This window comes from Ramlibacter montanisoli, from assembly GCF_013087525.1.
Classification (GTDB): domain Bacteria; phylum Pseudomonadota; class Gammaproteobacteria; order Burkholderiales; family Burkholderiaceae_C; genus Ramlibacter; species Ramlibacter montanisoli.
Map to the genome: position 1 here is coordinate 2,808,889 of NZ_JABFCS010000001.1, position 20,982 is coordinate 2,829,870.

Here is a 20,982-nt window from a genome sequence, read left to right on the forward strand (position 1 = left end):
GCTCAGTCGGCGCGGATGTTCGCGTCCTTGATCAGCTTGGACCAGCGCGGCACTTCGGACTTCATGAAGGCGGCGAACTGCTGGCTGGTGCTGCCGACGACGGTGAAGCCCTGGTCGGCGAGCTTGCCGGAAAGCTCCTTCGACTTCAATGCCGCGATCGCTTCGGTTTCGAGTTTCTTCACGACCGCCGGCGGGGTGCCGGCCGGAGCGAACACCCCGTACCAGGTCAGCACCTCGAAGCCGGGCAGCTTGCCCGCTTCCGCGACCGTCGGCAGGTCCGGCAGTTCCGGATGGCGCCTGGCGCTGCTCACGGCGAGTGCCCGCAGCTTGCCGGCCTTCACGTAGGGCATCACGGCCGGCAGGTTGGAGAACATCACCGGTACCTGGCCGCCGATGGCGTCGGTCAGCGCCGGCGCCTCGCCCTTGTACGGGATGTGGGTCAGCTTGATCTTCGCGAGGTTGGCGAACAGCTCGCCCGCGGTGTGCTGCGGCCCGCCGGCGCCGGCGGAGGCATAGGACAGGTCGCCCTTCTTCGCCAGCTCGACCAGCTCCTGCACGGTCCTGGCCGGCACGCTGGGGTGCACCACCAGCAGCATGGGCATGGACACGAGCATGGACACCGGCGTGAAGTCCTGCACCGGGTCGAACGGCAGCTTGGGATAGATGGCGGGCGCCACCAGCATGGTGGACTGCGAACCGAGGAACAGCGTGTGGCCGTCCGCCGGGGCCTTGGCCACGAAGCTCGCGGCGATGGTGCCGGTGGCACCCGGCTTGTTCTCCACGACGAAGGACTGGCCGACCTGCGCACCCATCTGGTGGCCCAGTTGCCGCGCCACGATGTCGGCACCGCCGCCGGCGGCGAAGCCCACGGCGATCCGCACCGGCTTGTCGGGGAAGCCGGCGGCATGGGCCGCCAGGGCGGCGGCGGCGAGGGCGGCCGCGGAAGCGGCGAGGACGGTACGGCGGGTGAAATTCAAGTTCTGGTCTCCGTTGGGATGCTGCGCCGGGGATCATGGGCCAGGCGGCCGCCGCGATAAACAGGCCGCCGCCACATTCAATCGATAATGAAGTTTTGTTCCGGATGGACACGCAGTTCCTGCAAAGCTTCGTGATGGTGGTCGATTGCGGCTCGATGGCCGAGGCCGCGCGCCGCCTGGACCTCACGCCGGCGGCGGTGGCCGCGCGCGTGAAGTCGCTGGAGGAAGCCATGGGCACGGAGCTGGTGCGGCGCGCCGGCCGCACGGTGAAGGCCACCGAGTCGGGCCTGCGCATCCTGAACCACGCGCGCAGCCTGCTGCGCGACGTGCGCAACCTGCAGGCGCTGGCCAACGACGACGCGCCGCTGGGTGAGTGGCGCCTCGGCGTGTCCGCCTCGGCCCTCACCGGCGTGCTGCCGCCGCTGCTGCGCGGCCTGTACCGCAAGCATCCGAAGCTGGCCGTCTACATGGAGCCGGGCAACTCGGGCACCTTGTATCAGCGCGTCACCCTCGGCATGCTCGATGCGGCGGTGATCGTCGAGCCGCAGTTCACGCTGCCCAAGTCCTGCGGCTGGCAACTGCTGGTGGAGGAGCCCTTGTGCGTGCTGGCACCCGCCGCGTTCGCCGGGCGCGACCCGATGGACCTGCTGGCCAGCGAGCCCTTCATCCGCTACGACCGCTCGATGTGGGGCGGCCGCATGGCGGATGCCTACCTGCGCGAGCACCAGATCCAGCCGCAGGAGCGCATCGAGATCGACGCGCTCAATGCGATCGCCGTGTTCGTGCACCAGGGCCTGGGCGTCTCGCTGGTGCCGGACTGGACGCCACCCTGGCCCGAGGGACTGGAGGTCGTGCGCATCCCGCTGCCGCCGCCGGCGCCCGTGCGGCGCATGGGGCTGGTGTGGGCCGAAGGCCCGAAGGCGGCGCTGGCGCGTGCGCTGCTCGCCGAGGCCGATCACGGTCCGGCAGACGCTGCCCATCGCTGAATCATTCCCTCGGCGGTGGAACGGCCGCGAAAAGATAAGTGCTCGACGCTGGGGACGAAATGGTGCGTGGTGACATCTAAAGCATCACAGCAGCCTTTTGCTGGGTTGAAGGGAGATCCCATGAACCGACGTCCGCCATCCATCTTTTCGAGAACCTTGCTGCTCGCCGTGCTCGCGGCAACGGGTGCCACCCTGGCCAGCTGCGGAGGTGGGGGCGGTGGCGGCGGCGTGAACACCGCGTTGCTGCAGGCGCAGGGCCGGCAGATCTTCCGCTTCGACACCTTCGGCGACGAGATCTTCTGGACCGACACGCTGCGCATGCACGAGGTGATCGAGCAGCAGGTCTCGCCGACGCTCGCGCTCACCGTCGGGCTCAAGGTGGATTCGGAGGCGCTGCCGGCCTCCGTGGCCAACGGCATCCGCAACGGCACCGTCGACCTGACCAGCCCGGCCACGACGGTCGCCCTCATCAAGCTCGATGCCGTGGTCGGCATCAAGGGCCGCGTGGAGACGATCAACGGCGTCGACCGCCTGACCCGCGTGGGTGTCACCTGCGCCTTGTGCCATTCGACGGTGGACAACAGCTTCTCCAGCGGCATCGGCAAGCGGCTCGATGGCTGGGCCAATCGCGACCTCGACCCCGGGCTGATCATCTCCCTGTCGCCGGCGCTCAGCACGACGCAGAAGGCGATCTACGCATCCTGGGGCAAGGGCATGTACGACCCCCGCTTCAACATCGACGGCCTGAGCAAGCCCGCCGTGATCCCGCCGGCCTTCGGCCTGCAGGACGTGCACAAGATCACCTTCACCGGCGACGGCGACGACATCGCCTACTGGAACCGCTACGTCGCGGTCACGCAGATGGGCGGCCAGGGAACCTTCACCGAACCGCGCCTGGGCATCAACATCACCAACGGCACGCAGGACCTCGTGTCCTCCAGGCTGCCCGCGCTGCAGGCCTACCAGCTCTCGCTGGCCGCGCCGGCGCCGCCGGCCGGCTCCTTCGACGCCACCGCCTCCGCGCGCGGCAAGGCGCTGTTCGAGGGCAAGGCCCGCTGCTCGACCTGCCACACCGGCAGCACTTTCACCGATGCCAACCTGCGGCTGCACCCGAAGACCGACTCGATGGTCGAGCCGGAAGTGCCCAGCCATGCGGACCGCTCCGCCACCAAGCTGTACCGCACGACGCCGCTGCGCGGCCTGTGGCAGCACGCGCCCTACTTCCACGACGGATCCGCCGCCACGACGGAACAGGTGGTCACGGTCTACAACACCAAGATGCTGCTGGGCCTGACGCCGCAGGAGATCCTGGACGTGGCGCAGTACCTGCGCTCGCTGTAGCGCACGGGCGGCACGTGGCCGGGCCCGATGCGGCGCGCCCGGCATCGCCTGCGCGACAGGCTGCGGGAAAACACCATGCGGGCGCGGCGTCTTTGCATGGAAGCATGCAGACCTCTTTGGCAAGGCCGAGGTCCAGCGAGTGCCCATGCTCCAGGAACGAAGCGCGGTCCGCAACGGCGGGGGCGACGCCCCGCTGCTGTCCGTGCACGGGCTGTGCGTGCGCTTCCGCGGCATCACCGCGCTCGACGGCGTCTCCTTCGACGTGCGGCGCGGCCAGATCGCCGGACTGATCGGCCCCAACGGCGCCGGCAAGACCACGCTCTTCAACTGCCTGTCGCGGCTGTACGGCTATTCGGAAGGCCGCATCACCTTCGACGGCCGTCCCATGGAAGACGTGCCGCGCCACAAGGTCGCCGGCATGGGCATAGGCCGCACCTTCCAGAACCTCGCGCTCTTCGCCAGCATGACCGTGCTGGACAACATCAAGGTCGGGCGCCATCCGCGCACGCGCAAGGGCTTCCTGGCAAGCGCGCTGCGGCTGCCGGGCGTGGCCGAGGAGGAAGCCGACAGCACGCGGCGCGCGAGCGAGCTCGTGCGCTTCCTCGGGCTGGAGGAGGTCGCGCAGCAGCGCGTGGCGGAACTGCCTTTCGGCACGCGCAAGCGCGTGGAGCTGGGGCGCGCGCTGGCCAGCGAGCCTTCGCTGCTGCTGCTGGATGAACCGGCCGCCGGCCTGAACCACGAGGAAGTGGGTTCCCTGGGCAGCCTGATCAAGGCGATCCGCGACCAGTACCACCTGACGGTGCTGCTGGTGGAGCACCACATGGGCCTGGTGATGAGCGTGTCGGACCACGTGGTGGCCCTCAACTTCGGCCGCAAGATCTCCGAGGGCACGCCGGCGCAGGTGCGCAAGGACCCCGAGGTGGTGCAGGCCTACCTGGGGACGGAAAGCTGATGGCCGCCCCGCTGCTCGAAGTGCGCAATCTGCGCGCGGGCTACGGGCCGACCGAGGTGCTGCACGGGCTCTCCTTCGCCATCGAGGAAGGCACGATCACGGCGCTGCTGGGCGCCAACGGCGCGGGCAAGACGACCACGCTGCGCGCCATCTGCAACATGGTGCGCACCAGCGGCGAGGTGCTGTTCGACGGCCAGCGCATCGACGGCAAGTCCACCGAGGACATCGTGCGGCTGGGCGTCGCCCATGTCCCGGACGGCCGCGGCACCTTCACCGACCTCACCACCGAGGAGAACCTGCGCCTGGGCGCCTACGCGCGGCGCAACCACCGCGACCTGGCCGAAGACTACGAGCGCATGTACCGCCTCTTCCCCATCCTCGCGGAGCGGCGCCACCAGCAGGCCGGCACGCTGTCGGGTGGGCAGCAGCAGATGCTGGCGGTGGCGCGCGCGCTGATGCTGCGCCCGCGCCTGCTGTTGCTGGACGAACCTTCCTTCGGCCTGGCGCCCATGGTGGTCAAGGAGATCTTCGAGGTGATGCGCGACATCAACCGCACGCAGAAGGTGACCATCCTGCTGGTGGAGCAGAACGCCGCGATGGCCCTGAAGCTGGCGGACCAGGCCCACCTGCTGGAGACCGGCAGCATCCTGATGTCCGGCAGCGGCAAGGACCTGATGAACGACGACGCGGTGCGCCGCGCCTACCTCGGCTACTGAAGGACCGCATGGACGCCTTCCTGCACCAGGTCTTCGCCGGTCTCGCCACCGGCGGCATCTATGCCAGCCTCGCGCTGGCGCTCGTGATGATCCACAACGCCACGCGGCTGGTGAACTTCGCGCAGGGCGAGATGGCGATGTTCGCCACCTACCTGTGCTGGACGATGATCCAGGCCGGCTGGCCCTACTGGGGTGCCTTCTTCGCGACGGTGGTGCTGTCCTTCGTGCTCGGCGTGGCGATCGAGCGCATCCTGATCCGCCCCGTGGAGCGGGCTCCCGTGCTGACGACGGTGGTGGTGTTCATCGGCCTGCTGCTGATCCTCAACAGCGTGGCCGGCTGGATCTACACCTACACGATCAAGTCCTTCCCCAGCCCCTTTCCCAGCAAGGCGCCCTTCGGCCTGACCATCGTCTCCGCGCACGAACTCGGCGCGATCGGCGTCACGCTGGTGGTGCTGATGATGGTGTACCTGTTCTTCCGCTTCACGCCGCTGGGCCTGGCGATGCGCGCGGCGGCGCAGAACCCCGACTCCAGCCGCCTGGTCGGCATCCGCGTCGGCTGGATGCTGGCGCTCGGCTGGGGACTCGCCGCGGCGACCGGCGCGACGGCCGGGATGATGATCGCGCCCATCGTGTTCCTCGACCCGAACATGATGACCGGCGTGCTGCTCTATGCCTTCGCCGCCGCGCTCATGGGCGGCATCGACAGTCCCGGCGGGGCCGTCGTCGGCGGCTTCATCGTCGGCGTGCTGGAGAACATCGTGGGCGCCTACCTGATCGGGACGGAGCTGAAGCTGACCGTCGCCCTGGTCCTCATCGTCGGCGTGCTCGTGGTGCGGCCCGCCGGCCTGTTCGGTCGCGTCATCGTGCAGCGGGTCTGAGCATGGAAGCCGCCACCCCCGTCGACCTTCCTCCCGTGGCTCCCGCGCAGGCCAGCGGCGGCGTGCGCGGCTGGTCGCGCGGCTGGCTGCTGGGCGCGATCCTGGTCGTCGCCGCCGCCTGCGTGCTGCCCTTCGTGGTCAGCAACTACCGCGTGTTCCAGCTCACCATGGTGCTGATCTACGCGATCGCGCTGCTCGGGCTGAACATCCTCACCGGCTACAACGGCCAGGTCTCCCTCGGCCACGGCGCCTTCTACGCGATCGGCGCGTATGTGACCGCGATCCTGATGGACAAGTTCGGCGTGCCCTACTGGATGTGCATTCCCGCGGCGGGCGCGGTCTGCCTGCTGGCCGGCTTCCTGTTCGGCCTGCCGGCGCTGCGGCTGGAAGGCGTGTACCTGGCGCTGGCCACCTTCGCGCTGGGCGTGGCGCTGCCGCAGCTGCTGAAATACAAGCACCTGGAGGAATGGACCGGCGGCGTGCAAGGCATCATCCTGATGAAGCCGGAACCGCCGATCGCCAGCATCCTCGGGCTGAAGCTCAATGCGGACCGCTGGCTGTTCCTGTTCACGCTGGCGATCACGGTGGTGATGTTCGTGATCGCCTGGAACCTGCTGCGCGGGCGCGTGGGGCGCGCGCTGATCGCGATCCGCGACCATCCCATCGCCGCCGCCACCATGGGCGTGGACACCGCGATGTACAAGTCGCTCGCCTTCGGCGTCAGCGCGATGTTCACCGGCGTGGCCGGCGCGCTGGGCGCCGTCGTCGTGGCCTTCGTGGCCCCGGACAGCTTCACCATCTTCCTGTCGATCACGCTGGTGGTCGGCATGGTGGTGGGCGGGCTGGCCTCCATCACCGGGGCCTTCTGGGGCGCGCTGTTCATCCAGTTCGTGCCCAACCTGGCGGACCAGGTGTCCAAGGCGGCGCCCTGGGCTCTCTATGGCGCCGCGATGATCGTGTTCATGTACGTCATGCCCACCGGCATCTCCGGTGCCTTGCGCCTGGCCTGGCTGCGCCTCCAGCGCCGCACGGGCCGGGGCTCCCCAGCGGCGTGATCGCCGCGCTCTCTCCCCTGAAAGGACCCATCATGTCGAACCAGAACCGCCGCATCGTGCTGGCCGCACTGGGCCTGGCGCTGGCGGCCGCTCCCGCCCTGGCGCAGAAGCGCTACGACCCCGGTGCCAGCGACACCGAGATCAAGATCGGGCAGACCATGCCCTACAGCGGCCCCGCGTCCGCCTACGGCACCATCGGCAAGGTCGAGGCCGCGTACTTCAAGATGCTGAACGAGTCGGGCGGCATCAACGGGCGCAAGATCAACTTCATCAGCCTGGACGACGGCTACAGCCCGCCCAAGGCGGTGGAGATGGTGCGCCGGCTGGTGGAGCAGGACGAGGTGCTGTTCACCGTCAACACACTGGGCACGCCGTCGAATTCGGCGATCCACCGCTACATGAACCAGAAGAAGGTGCCGCACCTGTTCCTGGCCACCGGCGCGTCGAAGTGGAACGACCCGAAGAACTTCCCCTGGACCATGGGCTTCAACCCCAACTACCAGAGCGAAGGCAAGCTGTACGCGCAGCACATCCTGGCGACCAGGCCGAACGCCAAGATCGCCGTGCTGTACCAGAACGACGACTACGGCAAGGACTACCTCAAGGGCTTCATGGACGGCCTGGGCGCCAAGGCGCAGGCCATGGTGGTCAAGAGCGCGACCTACGAGGTGACGGACCCCACGGTCGATTCGCAGATCGTCACGCTGCAAAGCTCGGGCGCCGACACCTTCTTCAACATCACCACGCCCAAGTTCGCGGCGCAGGCCATCCGCAAGGTCGCCGACGTGGGCTGGAAGCCGGTGCACTACCTGAACCAGGTGTCGGCCAGCGTCGGCTCGGTGCTCAAGCCCGCGGGGCTGGACAAGTCGGTGGGGCTGATCTCCATGCAGTACATCAAGGACCCGAGCGACCCGAAGTGGGCCAGCGACAAGGCCATGCAGGACTACCTGGCCTTCATGAAGAAGTACCTGCCCGACCTGGATCCCATGGACGGCAACAACACCTACGGCCTGGCGGTGGCGCAGCTCACGGCGCAGGTGCTGCGCCAATGCGGCGACAACCTCACGCGCGAGAACGTGATGAAGCAGGCCGCGAGCATCCGCAACTTCCAGATCCCGATGGCGCTGCCCGGCGTGCTGGCGCACACCAGCCCGGACGACTTCGCGCCCTTCCAGACCATGCAGCTGGTGCGCTTCGACGGCAACACCTGGGTGGCGTTCGGGGAGCCGATGGCGGTGAAGTGATGCACGTGGTGTCGGGGTTCGCCTTCGGGCTGACCCTGACCTACAGGACGTCGACAGCCAACGCGTCGTACGCGAACAGCCACCCATACCGCTCTCGTACCTTTTCCTCGCTCCACTCCCGGTCCACGTAGGCCTGCGCGCCCGCGGCGTCGGCCAGCGCCGGGTTGTGGAAGCGCTTGCCGGCCTCGTTGGCGCCGCGCACGATGCGCGCGGTGCGATCGATGCGCAGTGACTCGTAGCGACGCAGCGCGTGATCGGGCTGCGCGGCGTGTGCGTGCAGGCAGCGCGCCAGCACCAGCGCATCCTCGATCGCCATGCAGGCACCCTGCGCCAGGAAGGGCAGCGTGGGATGGCAGGCGTCGCCGGCCAGCGTGACGCGACCCTCGCCCCAGCGGGCCAGCGGCTCGCGTCCCATCAGCGCCCAGCGCAGCGGCTGCGGCTCCAGGGCGGAGATGAGCAGCTGCACGTCCTCGTGCCAGCCGCGGAAGTCGGCGGCGCAGGCCTCGCGCGTGCCGCGTTCGGTCCACGATTCGCGCGACCAGGGCACGCCCTCGACGATGCCGACGAAGTTGAGGAGCGCGCCGCCGCGCACCGGATAGGTGATGACGTGCGCGCCCGGGCCGATCCAGTTGGTGCCGACCGGCTCGCGCAGGCGTTCGGGCAGCAGGTCCATGGCGATCAGGCCTCGCCACGCCGCGCAAGCGGTGAACGCCGGCGCGTCCGCGTGACCGAGCTGCGTGCGCAGGGCAGAGTGCACGCCGTCGGCGGCGACGAGAACGTCGCATTCCACTACCCGGCCGTCGTGCAGCGACAGGCGCACGCCCGATGCGTCCTGCACGAAACCCGCGCAGCGCGCGCCGAGCGTGATGCAGTCCGGCTGCAGCGCGCGCAGGGCATCGACCAGCACCGCGTGCAGGTCGGCGCGGTGGAACATCAGGTAGGGAAAGCCGTGGTCGGCGAGCGCGGCCTCGCCGAGGTCGAACAGCTTCCAGCGCTGGCCGGTGCTCCACAGGCGCACCTGCTTGCCGCGCGGGATGCTGGCGACGCGGGAGAGCGTGGGTTCCAGGCCCAACGCGTAGAGGCAGCGGGTGGCGTTGGGGCTGAGCTGCAGGCCGGCGCCGACGTCGGCGAGGGTGGCGGCCTGTTCGAAGACCTGGACGCGGAAGCCGCGTTGCAGGAGGGCCAGGGCGAGCGTGAGGCCTGCGAGGCCGGCTCCCGCAATCGCGATGCCGGGCTTCACTGCGTTCACCACCAGCCTACGAAGTCGGCAAAGTCACCGCGACATCGCACGGCGCGCCGCATAGCTGCCGACATCGACGATCGCCACCAGCACGAACATCGCGGCCAGCACGGAGCCGGTCTCGGCCATCTGGAACAGCCCGAGGTGGAAGGCCAGCATCTGGCCCAGGCCGCCGGCGCCCACGACGCCCAGCACGGCGGCCGCGCGGATGTTGTTCTCCCACCGGTACAGCGTGTAGCTCACCAGCTGCGGCAGCACCTGCGGCAAGGTGGCGTAGAGGAACACGCGGCCTTCCGGCACGCCGCGCACGCGCAGCGCGAAGGCGGGCCCGGGCGAGGCGTTCTCGATCGCCTCGGCGAACAGTCGGCCCAGCACGCCGCTCGTGTGCAGCGCGAGCGCCAGCGTGCCGGCGAAGGGCCCGAGGCCGGCGGCGATCAGCAGCAGCGCCGCCCACATCAGCTCCGGGATGCTGCGCAGCATGTTCAGCACCAGCCGGGTGGCGGGGCGCCAGCCCGCCTTGTCCTCGGCGTGCAGCTTGCTGGCGGGCAGCGCCAGCAGCAGGCCGCCCACCACCGCCAGCAAGGTGCCGAGCATCGACATCGCCAGCGTCTCCAGCGCGGCCGGCCACAGCTTGCGCAGGAAGGCGGCATCGAGGTTGGGAGACAGCAGCTCGCCGGCGAAGCGGCCCATGCGCTGCAGGGCGTCGAGCGACAGGAAGCGTGCCCACTGCAGGTCCAGCGTCCAGAAGCTGGCGACGACCATGGCGAGCGCGGCGGCCACGAACCAGCAGGCGCGGCAGCGCGCGTCGAACAGCGGCGGCGGCAGGCGGTACACCTCGTTGGCGGCGGCTTGCTTCTTCAGGCGCTCCATGGCTTCGTCCTCAGGCCAGCACGCGGCGCAGGAAGGCGCTCAGGCGGTCGGTGGCGGCCACCAGCAGCACGAACACGATCAGCATGGTGCTGACCTCGCCGCCGTTGAACATCTTCATCGAGGAGTCCATCTGCTGCCCGAGGCCGCCGGCGCCGACGAAGCCCAGCACCGCCGAGGAACGGATCGCGCACTCCCAGCGGTACACGGTGTAGCTGGTGAGCTCCGCGGCGTTCTGCGGAAGCAAGGCGTAGAAGAAGGCCTGCAGCCGTCCCGCGCCGTTGCGCAGCAGCGTGCTGGCCGCGTGTGCGTCGCCGCTCTCCAGGATCTCTCCGTACACCTTGCCCAGCATGCCGCCGTAGGTCAGCGCGATCGCCAGCACGCCCGCCGTCGGGCCCAGCCCCACGACGCGCACGAAGACCAGCGCCCAGATCAGTTCCGGCACGCTGCGCAGCACCACCATCAGCGCGCGCAAGGCGAAGCGCACCACCGCCGGCAAGGTCCCCATGCGGCCGGCCAGCCCCGAGATGGACAGCGTGCGCACCGACAGCAGCGTGAGCGGCAGGGCGATCAGCAGCGCCAGCGCCAGTCCGGCGGTGGCGATGGCGACGGTGCGCCAGGTCTCGCGCAACACCAGCCAGAGGAACTCGCCGTCCACGCGCGGCGGCATGAAGCCGGCCAGGAAGTGCAACGTGGGCTTCAGGCTTTCCGGCGACAGCAGCTGCCAGGGCTTGAACTCGGTCCACACCAGCAGCGGCCACAGCAGCACGCCGGCGAGCAGCAGCCCGGTGACGCGCGCCCGCCAGGCGGGGTCGCGGCGCGGGTGGCTGCCCTGGGAAAGGACCGCGGCCATGTCAGCGGCAGTTCATCGCCACCGGGCGCGACCGGGGCGGGAGTTCCTCGAAGGGCAGCATCGGCTCGGGCTGTGCTTCCTGCGCATACAGCTCGTCCAGCAGCGGCTGCGTGACCTGCGCGGCGTGCAGGTCGAACACCACCTGGCCGGCGCGCAGGCCGACGATGCGCGGGAAGTGCTGCAGCGCCACCGGCACGTCGTGCAGCGTCGCCACCAGCGTGGCGCCGCGTTCCGCCGCGGCTTGCGCGAGCGTGGCGACCGCTTGCCCGGCCCGCGCGGGATCGAGCGCGGACAAGGGCTCATCCACCAGCAGCAGGTTGGCCTGCGAGAGCAGCGCGCGCGCCAGGCCGACGCGCTGGCGTTCGCCGCCCGAGAGGCGGTCAACGCGCGCGAACAGCTTGTCGGCGACGTCGAAGCGCGCGAGCGCCGCATCCGCCTGCGCGATGCCCGTGGGATAGACCAGGCTGCGCAGGCTTTGCCACAGGCCCTGGTGCGGCAGGCGGCCGGCGAGCACCGAGGTGACCACGCGCTGGCGCGGCGGCAGGGGCGGCACCTGCGGCGCGAGGAACAGGAGCCGCGCAGCTGCTGCAGCCTGCGCGTGGACAGCGTCCACGGGTTGTGGTCGTCCAGCAAGACGCTGCCGCCGGCGGGCCGCAGCGCGCACGCCAGCAGCTGCAGCAGCGTCGTCTTGCCGGCACCGGACGGGCCGATGATCGCGACCTGCTCCCCCGAGGCGATGTCCAGCGTCACGCGCTGCAGGGCCAGCGGCGCGGAGGTCGGTGCCGCGGGATGGCGGCCGGACAGTGCGTGCAGCGCGAGCTTCATGTCTTACTTCAGCAGCCCCGCGTTGCGCGCCGCGCCCTCGATGCCCTTGTAGTTCTCCACGCGCGTCGGCAGGAAGCGGGTGGCGCGCTGCAGCTCCAGGATCTCCTTGCCCTCGGCGGTGGCCGCCGACAGTTCGGTGAAGGCCTGCGCCAGCTTCTGGCGCTGCGCCGCCGGCATGTCGGCGTGCACGCTCCAGTTGTAGTCGTAGTAGGCGGGCGTCGTGTAGAACACGCGGACCTTGGCCGGGTCCACCTTCTTGTCGGCGACCAGCTTTTCCCACACCGAGATGTTCAGCGCGCCGGCATCGACCTTGCCGGAGGCAACCGCGGCGACGGTCGCGTCGTGCGCGCCCGAATAGGCCACGCGCTTCAGGTCGCGGTCGGGATCCACGCCGGCAGCCAGCAGGAAGTTGCGCGGCATCAGGTGGCCGGAGGTGCTGGACTGCGAGCCGAAGCTCAGGTTGCGGCCCTTGAGGTCGGCCAGCGACTTCACGGCGGGATCGGTGGTGATGAAGACCGAGCGGAACTTCTCGTCTTCTTCGCGCTGCACCAGCGGGATCACCTTGCCGCCGGAGCGCTGGTTCGCCTGCACGAAGGTGAAGCCGCCGAACCAGGCCAGGTCCACCTGCTTGTTGACCAGCGCCTCCACCGCCGCCGCGTAGTCGGTCACGGGCGTGAATTCCACCTTGGTGCCGAGCTTGCGCTCCAGGTACTTCACCAGCGGCGCCGCCTTGCGCGCCAGTTCCGTCGGCGATTCGTCCGGGATGGCGGTGATGCGGAACACCTGCTGGGCCTGCGCGGCGAGGGCAAAGGCGGCCAGGGCGAAGCCGGCGAGGAGTCGGGACGTGGTCTTGTTCATCGGGGGCCTCCGGTGGGTAGGGGATTAGACCGCAGAAGCCTTGGACCCGTCGCCCATGCGGACACTGCGGAAACCGGCCAGGATGTCGCGCCGGTGCGGTTCGTAGAAATTGCGGTAGCGGGCATGGGCGAGCGCGGGCGCGGTGGCCACGGACGCGCCGCGCAGCACGCGCCGGGTGCCGAACCAGGGCTGCGAATAGTCGCGGTAGGGATGCGGCGCGAAGCCCGGATACGGTTCGAAACGACTGGCGGTCCATTCCCACACCTGGCCCCAGCGGAAGCCCGGGCCGGTCATGGCAGCGCATTCCCATTCGGCCTCGGTCGGCAGGCGGCGGCCGGCCCAGCGGCACCAGGCGTCGGCTTCGTGCGCGCACAGGTGCAGCGCGAACTCGTCCTCGCGCAGCGGCTGCCCCGCCGGCCGCCGCTGCCGCAGGTCCGCCACCCAGGCACGGCCCTCGGGCGTCCACCACTGCGGGTCCTCGTAGCCACCGGCTTCGACGAAGGGCAGGAAGGCGGCCCAGGTGACGGGCTCGGCATCGATGGCATACGGCGCCAGTTCGACCTCGTGGGGGCCCAGTTCGTTGTCGAAGGCGAAGCCTCCTTCCGCGTGCCCCAGGACAAAGCGCTGCGCGGGCAGTTCCAGTTCGCGGCGCCTGCCCCCGTCGCCGTCGTATCCCCTTCGCGCAGCGGGATGCCCAGGCCCTGCCCCATGTACACCGCGGCCTCGGCGTGCATCTGCTCGTGGACCACGGCCAGGCGGTAGAAGTACAGGGCGTCGTCGCCCGCATCCTGCGGCAGGGCGTCCAGCAATTCCAGGGTGCCGGCCAGCGTGCGCTCGAGGTAATGGGCCGTCGCCTCGCCGTCCGGCAGCGGCAGGTCCCAGCGCGTGCCGTGCGCGACGCGGCTCGAGTCGTACCAGGCATCGGCCGACGGCAGCAGGGACGCCGGCCGCTGCACGCCCGGGTCCGCCCGGGTGCCGAGTGCGCGCTGCGGGTTGCGTGCGATCCACCACTCCTGGAACCAGGCGACGTGCCCCAGCTCCCACAGCGGCGGATTCAGTTCCTCGGCATGGGGAACGCGCGGCTGCGGACCCAGGGCCGCGCGGTAGTCCTGCGCCAGCCGCAGCGTGCGCCCACGTGCGGCAAGCAGTGCCGTCCGCACCGCGGACGCAGGGCCATGCCGCAGCGCCGACGCCTCGTCGGCGCCGGCCGCGCTATAAACCCCGGATGCCGCGTTCCCCATCGGTCGTCATCGTAAGCCCCGCGCTGGCCGACGCCAACAATGGCAACTGGCGCACCGCCCGCCGCTGGCAGGAACTGCTGGCGCCGCACTGCCGCGCCAGGATCGCCAGGGAATGGCCCGACGCGGGAACCGAAGAGGACACGGTGATGCTGGCACTGCATGCGCGGCGGTCCGCGCAGCCGATCGCTGCCTGGGCGCAGCGGCATCCGGGGCGCGGCCTGGCGGTGGTGCTGACCGGCACCGACCTGTACCAGGACCTCGCGATCGATGCGGCCGCCCAGCGTTCCGTGGAACTGGCGCAGCGGCTGGTGGTGCTGCAGGAGCGCGGCGCCGACGCCCTGCCCCCGCAGCACCGCGGCAAGGCGCGCGTCGTGTACCAGTCGGCACCGGCCTTGCCGGTGCTGGCGAAACCGAAGGACCTGCTGCAGGCCGTGATGGTCGGCCACCTGCGGCAGGTGAAGACGCCGCAGACCCTGTTCGACGCCGCCCGGCTGCTGCGCGGGCGTGACGACATCCGCATCACGCACATCGGCGGCGCGGAGGGCGAGCCGGAGCTGGCCGCACAGGCCAGCGCGACCGCGCAGGAATGCACCGCCTACAGCTGGCTCGGCGGCGTGCCGCACGAGGACACGCTGCAGCACATCCGCGCGGCCCACGTGCTGGTCCACACCAGCGCGATGGAAGGAGGTGCCCACGTGATCCTGGAAGCGGTGCGCTGCGGCACGCCGGTACTGGCGAGCCGCGTTCCCGGCAACGTCGGCATGCTGGGCGAGGACTACGCGGGCTACTTCACGCACGGCGATGCGGCGGCGCTGGCCGGGCTGCTGGCCGCCTGCCGCCAGGGCCAGAATTCGGAAAACCCCGCGGACCGCCTGCTCGAGCGCCTCGGCGCACAATGCGCGCTGCGCGCCCCGCTGTTCGACGCGGGCGCCGAGCGCACCGCGCTGCTGAACCTGCTGCAAGAACTGGAACCCGCCCCATGAACGCCCCCTTGCCCGCCACCGCCGCCGAACCCCGCCTCACCTCGCTGTCGCATGGCGGCGGTTGCGGCTGCAAGATCGCGCCCGGCGTGCTGTCCGAGATCCTCAAGGGCACGGCGCGCCTGCCCATGCCGCCTGAACTGCTGGTGGGGATCGAGACGGCCGACGACGCCGCGGTGTACCAGCTCAACGACGAGCAGGCGCTGATCGCCACCACCGACTTCTTCATGCCGATCGTGGACGACCCCTACGACTTCGGCCGCATCGCCGCCACCAACGCGATCTCCGACGTGTATGCCATGGGCGGCAAGCCCATCATGGCGCTGGCGCTGGTGGGCATGCCGATCAGCGTGCTGAGCACGGCCACCATCGGCCGCATCCTGGAAGGCGGCGAGTCGGTCTGCAAGGCGGCCGGCATCCCGATCGCCGGTGGCCACACCATCGATTCGGTCGAGCCGATCTACGGGCTGGTCGCCCTGGGCCTGGTGCACCCCAAGCGCGTGAAGCGCAATGCCGATGCGCGCCCCGGCGACGTGCTGGTGCTGGGCAAGCCGCTGGGCGTGGGCGTGCTGTCGGCCGCGCTCAAGAAGGAGAAGCTCGATGCCGCCGGCTACGAGCGCATGATTTCCACCACCACGCGGCTGAACACGCCCGGCCCGGAACTGGCCGCGATCGATGGCGTGCATGCGTTGACCGACGTCACCGGCTTCGGCCTGGCGGGCCATGCGCTGGAACTGGCGCGCGGCGCGAAGCTGTCGCTGGACATCGAGTGGAACAAGGTGCCGGTGCTGGAAGGCGTGCGCGAACTGGCGCGCGCCGGCTTCGTGACCGGTGCGTCGGGCCGCAACTGGGCCGGCTACGGCGCGGAGATCGCGGTGCCCAAGGGCTTCGAGGATGCGGAGCTCGCGCTGCTGACGGATCCGCAGACCAGCGGCGGACTGCTGGTGTCCTGCGCACCCGAGACGGTGGACCAGGTGCTGGCGGTGTTCCGCAGCCATGGTTTCGGCCAGGCGGCGGTGATCGGGCAGGCGCGGGCGGGGACCGCCGGCGCGCGGCTCACCATCCGCTAACGGAACACCGGCGCCCGGTTCTCCAGCGCCGCCTGCACCGCTTCCCTCTGGTTCGCGCTGCCGATCAGCCGCTGCTGCTCGAAGGCCTCCGCCACCAGCACGCGGGCCGCGTCCACCGGCGACGCGGTGTTCATCAAGCGCTTGGCCGCGCGGATCGCATCGGGATTGCTCGCCGCGATCTGACGCGCCATCGCGCGCGCGTCCGCGAGAGGGTCGTCGCTGGTGCGCGTCGCCAGTCCCAGGTTCACGGCTTCGACACCGGCCACCACGCGCCCGGTGAAGGTCAATTCGCGCGCGACGTCCGTGCGCGTGAGTTCCGTCAGCAGCACGCAGCCGGCCATGTCCGGCACCAGCCCCCACTTCACTTCCATCACCGAGAGCTTCGCCTCCGGATGCACGATGCGCACGTCGGCGCCCAGCGCGATCTGCAGGCCGCCGCCGAAGGCCACGCCCTGCACGGCCGCGATCACCGGCACCGGCAGCTCGCGCCAGCCCCAGGCGACCTGCTGCCAGAAGTTGGCCAGGCCATGCGTGCGCGGCACCAGGTCGCCGATGCCGGCCGCGCCGTCCTGCGTGGCGATGCCCTGCAGGCTGGACTTGTCCAGCCCCGCGCAGAACGCGCGGCCCTCGCCGTGCAGCACGACGGCGCGCACGCGCGCATCGCCGCGCACCTGGGCGATAGCGGCGATCAGGGCGCGGAACATCTCCGGATCCAGGGCATTCATCTTGTCGGCGCGCACCATGGCCACCTCGGCCACGCCCTGTTCGTCCACGCCCACGCGGACGCGCTGTTCATCGTTCATCCGAAGCTCCTGTTGGCAGCCTGCATTCTGCGCGAGTCAGGCTTTTGACAGCTTCGCGCCCTGCGCGTCGGGGACAGTCCCGCCCTGCGCCGACAAGGCAGAGCACGCAAAACTACTTAGGGTCTACCCCCTTTCTGCGCTGCAGCATGCCTTGCACCATTGGCGGCCTTGGCGGGATCCCCCGCCGGGCCGTTCGCACCCTTCCGGAGGAGAGACTTGTCCGCTGAGACCATCCTGGAAACCCAGGGCCTGACCAAGGAGTTCAAGGGCTTCGTCGCCGTGAACAACGTGGATCTCAAGGTCAGGCGCGGCGACATCCATGCGCTGATCGGCCCCAATGGCGCCGGCAAGACGACCTTCTTCAACCTGCTGACGAAGTTCCTGCCGCCCACGCGCGGCACGATCACGTACCAGGGCACCGACATCACGCACGAGCGGCCGGCGCAGACCGCGCGCCGCGGCATCGTGCGCTCCTTCCAGATCTCCGCCGTGTTCCCGCACATGACCGTGCTGGAGAACGTGCGCGCGGCGCTGCAGCGCAACCTGGGCACTTCCTTCCACTTCTGGAAGCCGGAAAAGACGCTGCACCACCTGCACGCCCGCGCCCACGAGCTGCTGGCCTCGGTGGACCTGCAGGATTTCGCCGACGAGCTGACCGTGAACCTGCCCTATGGCCGCAAGCGCGCGCTGGAACTGGCGACCACGCTGGCGCTGGAGCCGGACCTGATGCTGCTGGACGAGCCGACGCAGGGCATGGGCCACGAGGACGTGCACCGCGTGACCCAGCTGATCAAGAAGGTGTCCGAGGGCCGCACCATCCTCATGGTGGAGCACAACATGAACGTGGTGTCCTCCATCGCCGACCGCATCACGGTGCTGCAGCGCGGCGGCGTGATCGCCGACGGCACCTACGCGGAAGTCTCGAAGAACCCGCAGGTGATCGAGGCCTACATGGGCTCGACCGACAACGAACTGCAGGGAGCGCACTGATGGCCGCCGGCGAGATGGTCCACATCGAGAACCTCAACGCCTGGTACGGCGAGTCGCACGTGCTGCACGGCGTGAACATGAGCGTGAACGAGGGCGAGGTGGTGTCCCTGCTGGGCCGCAACGGCGCGGGCCGCACGACCACCATGCGCGCGATCATGGGCCTGACCGGCGCGCGCAAGGGCTCGATCCGCATCAAGGGCCAGGAGACGATCCGGATGGCGCCGCACAAGATCGCGCGCCTCGGGGTCGGTTACTGCCCGGAAGAGCGCGGCATCTTCGCCAGCCTGTCGGCGGAGGAGAACCTGATGCTGCCGCCCGCCATCGCCGAAGGCGGCATGAGCGTGGCCGAGATCTACGACATGTTCCCCAACCTGAAGGAGCGCGCCAACAGCCCCGGCACGCGCCTGTCGGGCGGCGAACAGCAGATGCTGGCCGTGGCGCGCATCCTGCGCACCGGCGCGCGCCTGCTGCTGCTGGACGAGATCTCCGAAGGCCTGGCGCCGGTGATCGTGCAGAAGCTCGCCGAGACCATCCGCACGCTCAAGGCCAAGGGCTACACCATCGTGCTGGTGGAACAGAACTTCCGCTTCGCCGCGCCGCTGGCCGACCGCTTCTACGTGATGGAGCACGGCAAGATCGTGCGCGAGTTCGCCCAGAGCGAGCTGGCGGCCAATACCGAGATGCTGCAGGAATACCTGGGCGTCTAGTCCCCGATACAAGTCCGAGTCGTTTCAACAAGGAGACCCCATGAAACTCAAGAAGACCTTTGCCGCGGTAGCGTTGGGCGCCGCCGCCCTGTTCGGCGCGAGCGCACCCGCGCACGCGCAGTTCTCCGGCGACGTGATCCGCATCGGCATCATCACCGACATGTCCAGCGTGTACGCGGACATCGACGGCCAGGGCGGCGTGGAAGCGATCCGCATGGCCATCGCCGACGCCGGCGGCAACATCGCGGGCAAGAAGATCGAAGTGGTGTCGGCCGACCACCAGAACAAGCCGGACGTCGCCGCCACCAAGGCGCGCGAGTGGTTCGACACCCAGGGCCTGGACATGCTGATCGGCGGCACCAACTCGGGCACCAACCTGGCCATGGCCAAGGTCGCCGCGGAGAAGAAGAAGCCCTTCATCGCCATCGGCGCCGCGACCTCCGCGCTGACCAACGACCAGTGCACGCCCTACACGCTGCACTGGGCCTACGACACCACCGCGCTGGCCAAGGGGGCACGGGCGCTGCCGTGGTCAAGCAGGGCGGCAAGACCTGGTACTTCCTGACCGCCGACTACGCCTTCGGCCACCAGCTGCAGACCGACACCTCCAAGGTGGTGGAGGCCAACGGCGGCAAGGTGGTGGGCTCGGTGCGCGCGCCGCTGAACGCCAGCGACTTCTCGTCCTTCCTGCTGCAGGCGCAGGGCAGCAAGGCCCAGATCCTGGGCCTGGCCAACGCCGGCGGCGACACGATCAACTCGATCAAGGCGGCCAACGAGTTCGGCATCACCAAGACGATGAAGCTCGCCGGCCTGCTGGTGTTCATCAACGACATCCACTCGCTGGGCCTGAAGACCACGCAGGACATGTACCTGACCGACAGCTGGTACTGGAACCAGAACAAGGAAACCCGCGACTGGTCGCGCAAGTTCTTCGACAAGGTCAAGCGCATGCCCTCGTCGATCCAGGCCGCCGACTACTCGGCCACCACGCAGTACCTGGCCGCGGTGAAGGCCGTGAACAGCGATGACCCGGAGAAGGTGCTGGCCCACCTGAAGAAGGCGAAGTTCAACGACGTCTTCATGAAGGGCGGCTACGTGCGTGGCGACGGCCGCGTGATCCACGACATGTACCTGATGCAGGTGAAGAAGCCTTCCGAGTCCACCGAGCCGTGGGACTACTACAAGGTCGCCCAGGTGTTCAAGGGCGAAGAGGCCTGGACCACCAAGGCCGAGAGCAAGTGCGCCCTCTGGAAGTAAGCTTCTCCCGGTGACGGTCAGCCGGCCGCGGGCCGGCTGACCTTTTTCAAGAAAGCGTTCGATGGAGATCTTCGGTATCCCCCACCAGGCCTTCCTGGGCCAGCTCATGCTGGGCCTGGTGAACGGCGCGTTCTACGCAATGCTCAGCCTCGGGCTGGCGGTCATCTTCGGCCTGCTCGACATCGTCAACTTCGCGCACGGCGCGCTCTACATGGTCGGCGCCTTCGCCGCCTGGATCATGCTGGAGAAGTGGGGCGTGAGTTACTGGTGGTCGCTGCTGCTGGCGCCGCTGATGGTGGGCGCGCTGGGCGTCGTCATCGAACGGGCTTTCCTCAAGCGGCTGTACGGGCTCGACCCGCTGTACGGCCTGCTGCTCACCTTCGGCCTCGCCCTGATCATGGAAGGCATCTTCCGAGACCAGTACGGCGTTTCCGGCCAGTCCTACCCGGTGCCGGACGCCTTGTCCGGCGCCACCAACCTCGGCTTCATGGTGCTGCCCAACTACCGGGCCTGGGTGGTGCTCGCCTCCGTCACCATCTGCCTGGGCACCTGGTACCTGATCGAGCGCACGCGCCTGGGCGCCTATCTGCGCGCCGGCACCGAGAACGCGAAGCTGGTGCAGGCCTTCGGCGTCAACGTGCCGATGATGGTCATGCTCACCTACGGCGCCGGCGCCGCGCTGGCCGCGCTGGCGGGCGTGCTCGCTGCCCCCGTGATCCAGGTGACGCCGCTGATGGGGTCCAACCTGATCATCGTGGTGTTCGCAGTCGTCGTGATCGGCGGCATGGGCTCCATCCTCGGCTCCGTCATCACCGGCCTCGGGCTGGGCGTGATCGAGGGCTTCACGCGCGTGTTCTACCCGGAAGCTTCCAACGTGGTGGTGTTCGTGATCATGGCGATCGTGCTGATGCTGCGTCCCGCCGGCCTGTTCGGCAAGGAGGCCTGAAGAAATGGCTCACCCCCGAAGCGCCTTTGGCGCCTCCCCTCAAGGGGGCGCCACCAGCGGCCCGGCAAAGCCGGTTCCGCGGTGACACTGGACCAAGTCCCTGGAGAAGCGAGATGAATTCCTCCGTCTCGACCACCGTTTCCACTACGGTTTCGACCACTATTTCGACCACCGTCGAAGAGATCTCCCCGAC

Annotated in this window: 19 protein-coding genes and 3 pseudogenes; 13 read left to right on the forward strand and 9 right to left on the reverse strand. The window is 69.5% G+C overall.

All coding sequences use genetic code 11. The annotated features are described in order from the left end of the window. Window positions 1-2: 2 nt before the first annotated feature. Entirely contained in the window at window positions 3-977 is a 975-nt protein-coding gene (locus HK415_RS13800; protein WP_171560166.1) for a tripartite tricarboxylate transporter substrate binding protein, read from the reverse strand. Between the two features lie 104 nt (window positions 978-1,081). Here HK415_RS13800 and HK415_RS13805 point away from each other — a divergent pair, with 104 nt between their 5' ends. From HK415_RS13805 to HK415_RS13835, 7 genes are all read left to right on the forward strand, one after another. Further along, a complete protein-coding gene (locus HK415_RS13805; protein ID WP_171560169.1) occupies window positions 1,082-1,963 on the forward strand; it encodes a LysR family transcriptional regulator in 882 nt (293 codons plus the stop codon). Window positions 1,964-2,083: 120 nt separating this feature from the next. Continuing rightward, on the forward strand, window positions 2,084-3,304 hold the full coding sequence (locus HK415_RS13810) for a c-type cytochrome (protein WP_171560171.1): 1,221 nt from the start codon (window positions 2,084-2,086) through the stop codon (window positions 3,302-3,304). Between the two features lie 145 nt (window positions 3,305-3,449). Continuing rightward, window positions 3,450-4,256 carry an ABC transporter ATP-binding protein gene (locus HK415_RS13815; RefSeq protein WP_171560173.1) on the forward strand — a complete coding sequence of 269 codons (807 nt, stop codon included), beginning with the start codon at window positions 3,450-3,452 and terminating at the stop codon, window positions 4,254-4,256. Next, complete coding sequence (locus HK415_RS13820; RefSeq protein ID WP_171560175.1) at window positions 4,256-4,972, forward strand: ABC transporter ATP-binding protein; 717 nt, start codon at window positions 4,256-4,258, stop codon at window positions 4,970-4,972. The genes HK415_RS13815 and HK415_RS13820 overlap by 1 nt, the downstream gene beginning before the upstream one ends. Window positions 4,973-4,980: 8 nt before the next feature. Further along, a complete protein-coding gene (locus tag HK415_RS13825) occupies window positions 4,981-5,853 on the forward strand; it encodes a branched-chain amino acid ABC transporter permease (RefSeq protein ID WP_171560177.1) in 873 nt (290 codons plus the stop codon). Between the two features lie 2 nt (window positions 5,854-5,855). After that, window positions 5,856-6,908: a branched-chain amino acid ABC transporter permease gene (locus HK415_RS13830; protein WP_171560179.1), complete on the forward strand. Its 1,053-nt coding sequence runs from the start codon at window positions 5,856-5,858 to the stop codon at window positions 6,906-6,908. A gap of 32 nt (window positions 6,909-6,940) precedes the next feature. Next, a complete protein-coding gene (locus HK415_RS13835; RefSeq protein WP_171560181.1) occupies window positions 6,941-8,152 on the forward strand; it encodes an ABC transporter substrate-binding protein in 1,212 nt (403 codons plus the stop codon). Between the two features lie 40 nt (window positions 8,153-8,192). Here the strand turns inward: HK415_RS13835 and HK415_RS13840 are convergent, their stop codons facing one another. The 7 genes and pseudogenes from HK415_RS13840 to HK415_RS26420 form a co-directional block, all read right to left on the reverse strand. After that, window positions 8,193-9,404, reverse strand: a complete 1,212-nt coding sequence (locus HK415_RS13840) for an FAD-dependent monooxygenase (protein ID WP_171560184.1) — start codon at window positions 9,402-9,404, stop codon at window positions 8,193-8,195. 21 nt (window positions 9,405-9,425) lie between these two features. Beyond that, window positions 9,426-10,262 (reverse strand): phosphonate ABC transporter, permease protein PhnE, encoded by an 837-nt coding sequence (gene phnE / locus HK415_RS13845; protein WP_171560185.1) that lies wholly within the window; start codon window positions 10,260-10,262, stop codon window positions 9,426-9,428. A gap of 10 nt (window positions 10,263-10,272) precedes the next feature. Further along, window positions 10,273-11,112: a PhnE/PtxC family ABC transporter permease gene (locus tag HK415_RS13850; RefSeq protein ID WP_171560188.1), complete on the reverse strand. Its 840-nt coding sequence runs from the start codon at window positions 11,110-11,112 to the stop codon at window positions 10,273-10,275. Between the two features lies 1 nt (window position 11,113). Next, window positions 11,114-11,937, reverse strand: a pseudogene (locus tag HK415_RS13855) (phosphonate ABC transporter ATP-binding protein). A gap of 3 nt (window positions 11,938-11,940) precedes the next feature. Then, on the reverse strand, window positions 11,941-12,795 hold the full coding sequence (locus tag HK415_RS13865) for a putative selenate ABC transporter substrate-binding protein (protein WP_171560193.1): 855 nt from the start codon (window positions 12,793-12,795) through the stop codon (window positions 11,941-11,943). A 24-nt stretch (window positions 12,796-12,819) separates the two neighbouring features. Continuing rightward, window positions 12,820-13,089, reverse strand: a complete 270-nt coding sequence (senA, locus tag HK415_RS26415) for an SUMF1/EgtB/PvdO family nonheme iron enzyme (RefSeq protein WP_309246841.1) — start codon at window positions 13,087-13,089, stop codon at window positions 12,820-12,822. Between the two features lie 51 nt (window positions 13,090-13,140). Next, window positions 13,141-13,839, reverse strand: a pseudogene (locus HK415_RS26420) (SUMF1/EgtB/PvdO family nonheme iron enzyme); the annotation flags it as partial. Window positions 13,840-14,020: 181 nt separating this feature from the next. On the opposite strand from HK415_RS26420, the gene senB reads away from it, so the two are divergent. After that, on the forward strand, window positions 14,021-15,019 hold the full coding sequence (senB, locus tag HK415_RS13875) for a selenoneine biosynthesis selenosugar synthase SenB (protein WP_171560195.1): 999 nt from the start codon (window positions 14,021-14,023) through the stop codon (window positions 15,017-15,019). Then, on the forward strand, window positions 15,016-16,086 hold the full coding sequence (gene selD / locus HK415_RS13880; RefSeq protein ID WP_171560198.1) for a selenide, water dikinase SelD: 1,071 nt from the start codon (window positions 15,016-15,018) through the stop codon (window positions 16,084-16,086). Before senB ends, selD begins: the two co-directional genes overlap by 4 nt. Here the strand turns inward: selD and HK415_RS13885 are convergent. Continuing rightward, a complete protein-coding gene (locus HK415_RS13885; protein ID WP_171560201.1) occupies window positions 16,083-16,889 on the reverse strand; it encodes a crotonase/enoyl-CoA hydratase family protein in 807 nt (268 codons plus the stop codon). The genes selD and HK415_RS13885 overlap by 4 nt on opposite strands. Window positions 16,890-17,105: 216 nt before the next feature. Between HK415_RS13885 and HK415_RS13890 the strand changes: the two genes are divergently transcribed. The 4 genes and pseudogenes from HK415_RS13890 (at window position 17,106) to HK415_RS13905 (ending at window position 20,789) form a co-directional block, all read left to right on the forward strand. Next, window positions 17,106-17,879: an ABC transporter ATP-binding protein gene (locus tag HK415_RS13890; RefSeq protein ID WP_171560203.1), complete on the forward strand. Its 774-nt coding sequence runs from the start codon at window positions 17,106-17,108 to the stop codon at window positions 17,877-17,879. After that, window positions 17,879-18,586 (forward strand): ABC transporter ATP-binding protein, encoded by a 708-nt coding sequence (locus HK415_RS13895; RefSeq protein ID WP_171560205.1) that lies wholly within the window; start codon window positions 17,879-17,881, stop codon window positions 18,584-18,586. Before HK415_RS13890 ends, HK415_RS13895 begins: the two co-directional genes overlap by 1 nt. A gap of 40 nt (window positions 18,587-18,626) precedes the next feature. Next, a pseudogene (locus HK415_RS13900) lies at window positions 18,627-19,843 on the forward strand (ABC transporter substrate-binding protein). A gap of 61 nt (window positions 19,844-19,904) precedes the next feature. Next, complete coding sequence (locus HK415_RS13905) at window positions 19,905-20,789, forward strand: branched-chain amino acid ABC transporter permease (protein ID WP_171560207.1); 885 nt, start codon at window positions 19,905-19,907, stop codon at window positions 20,787-20,789. Window positions 20,790-20,982 lie beyond the last annotated feature (193 nt).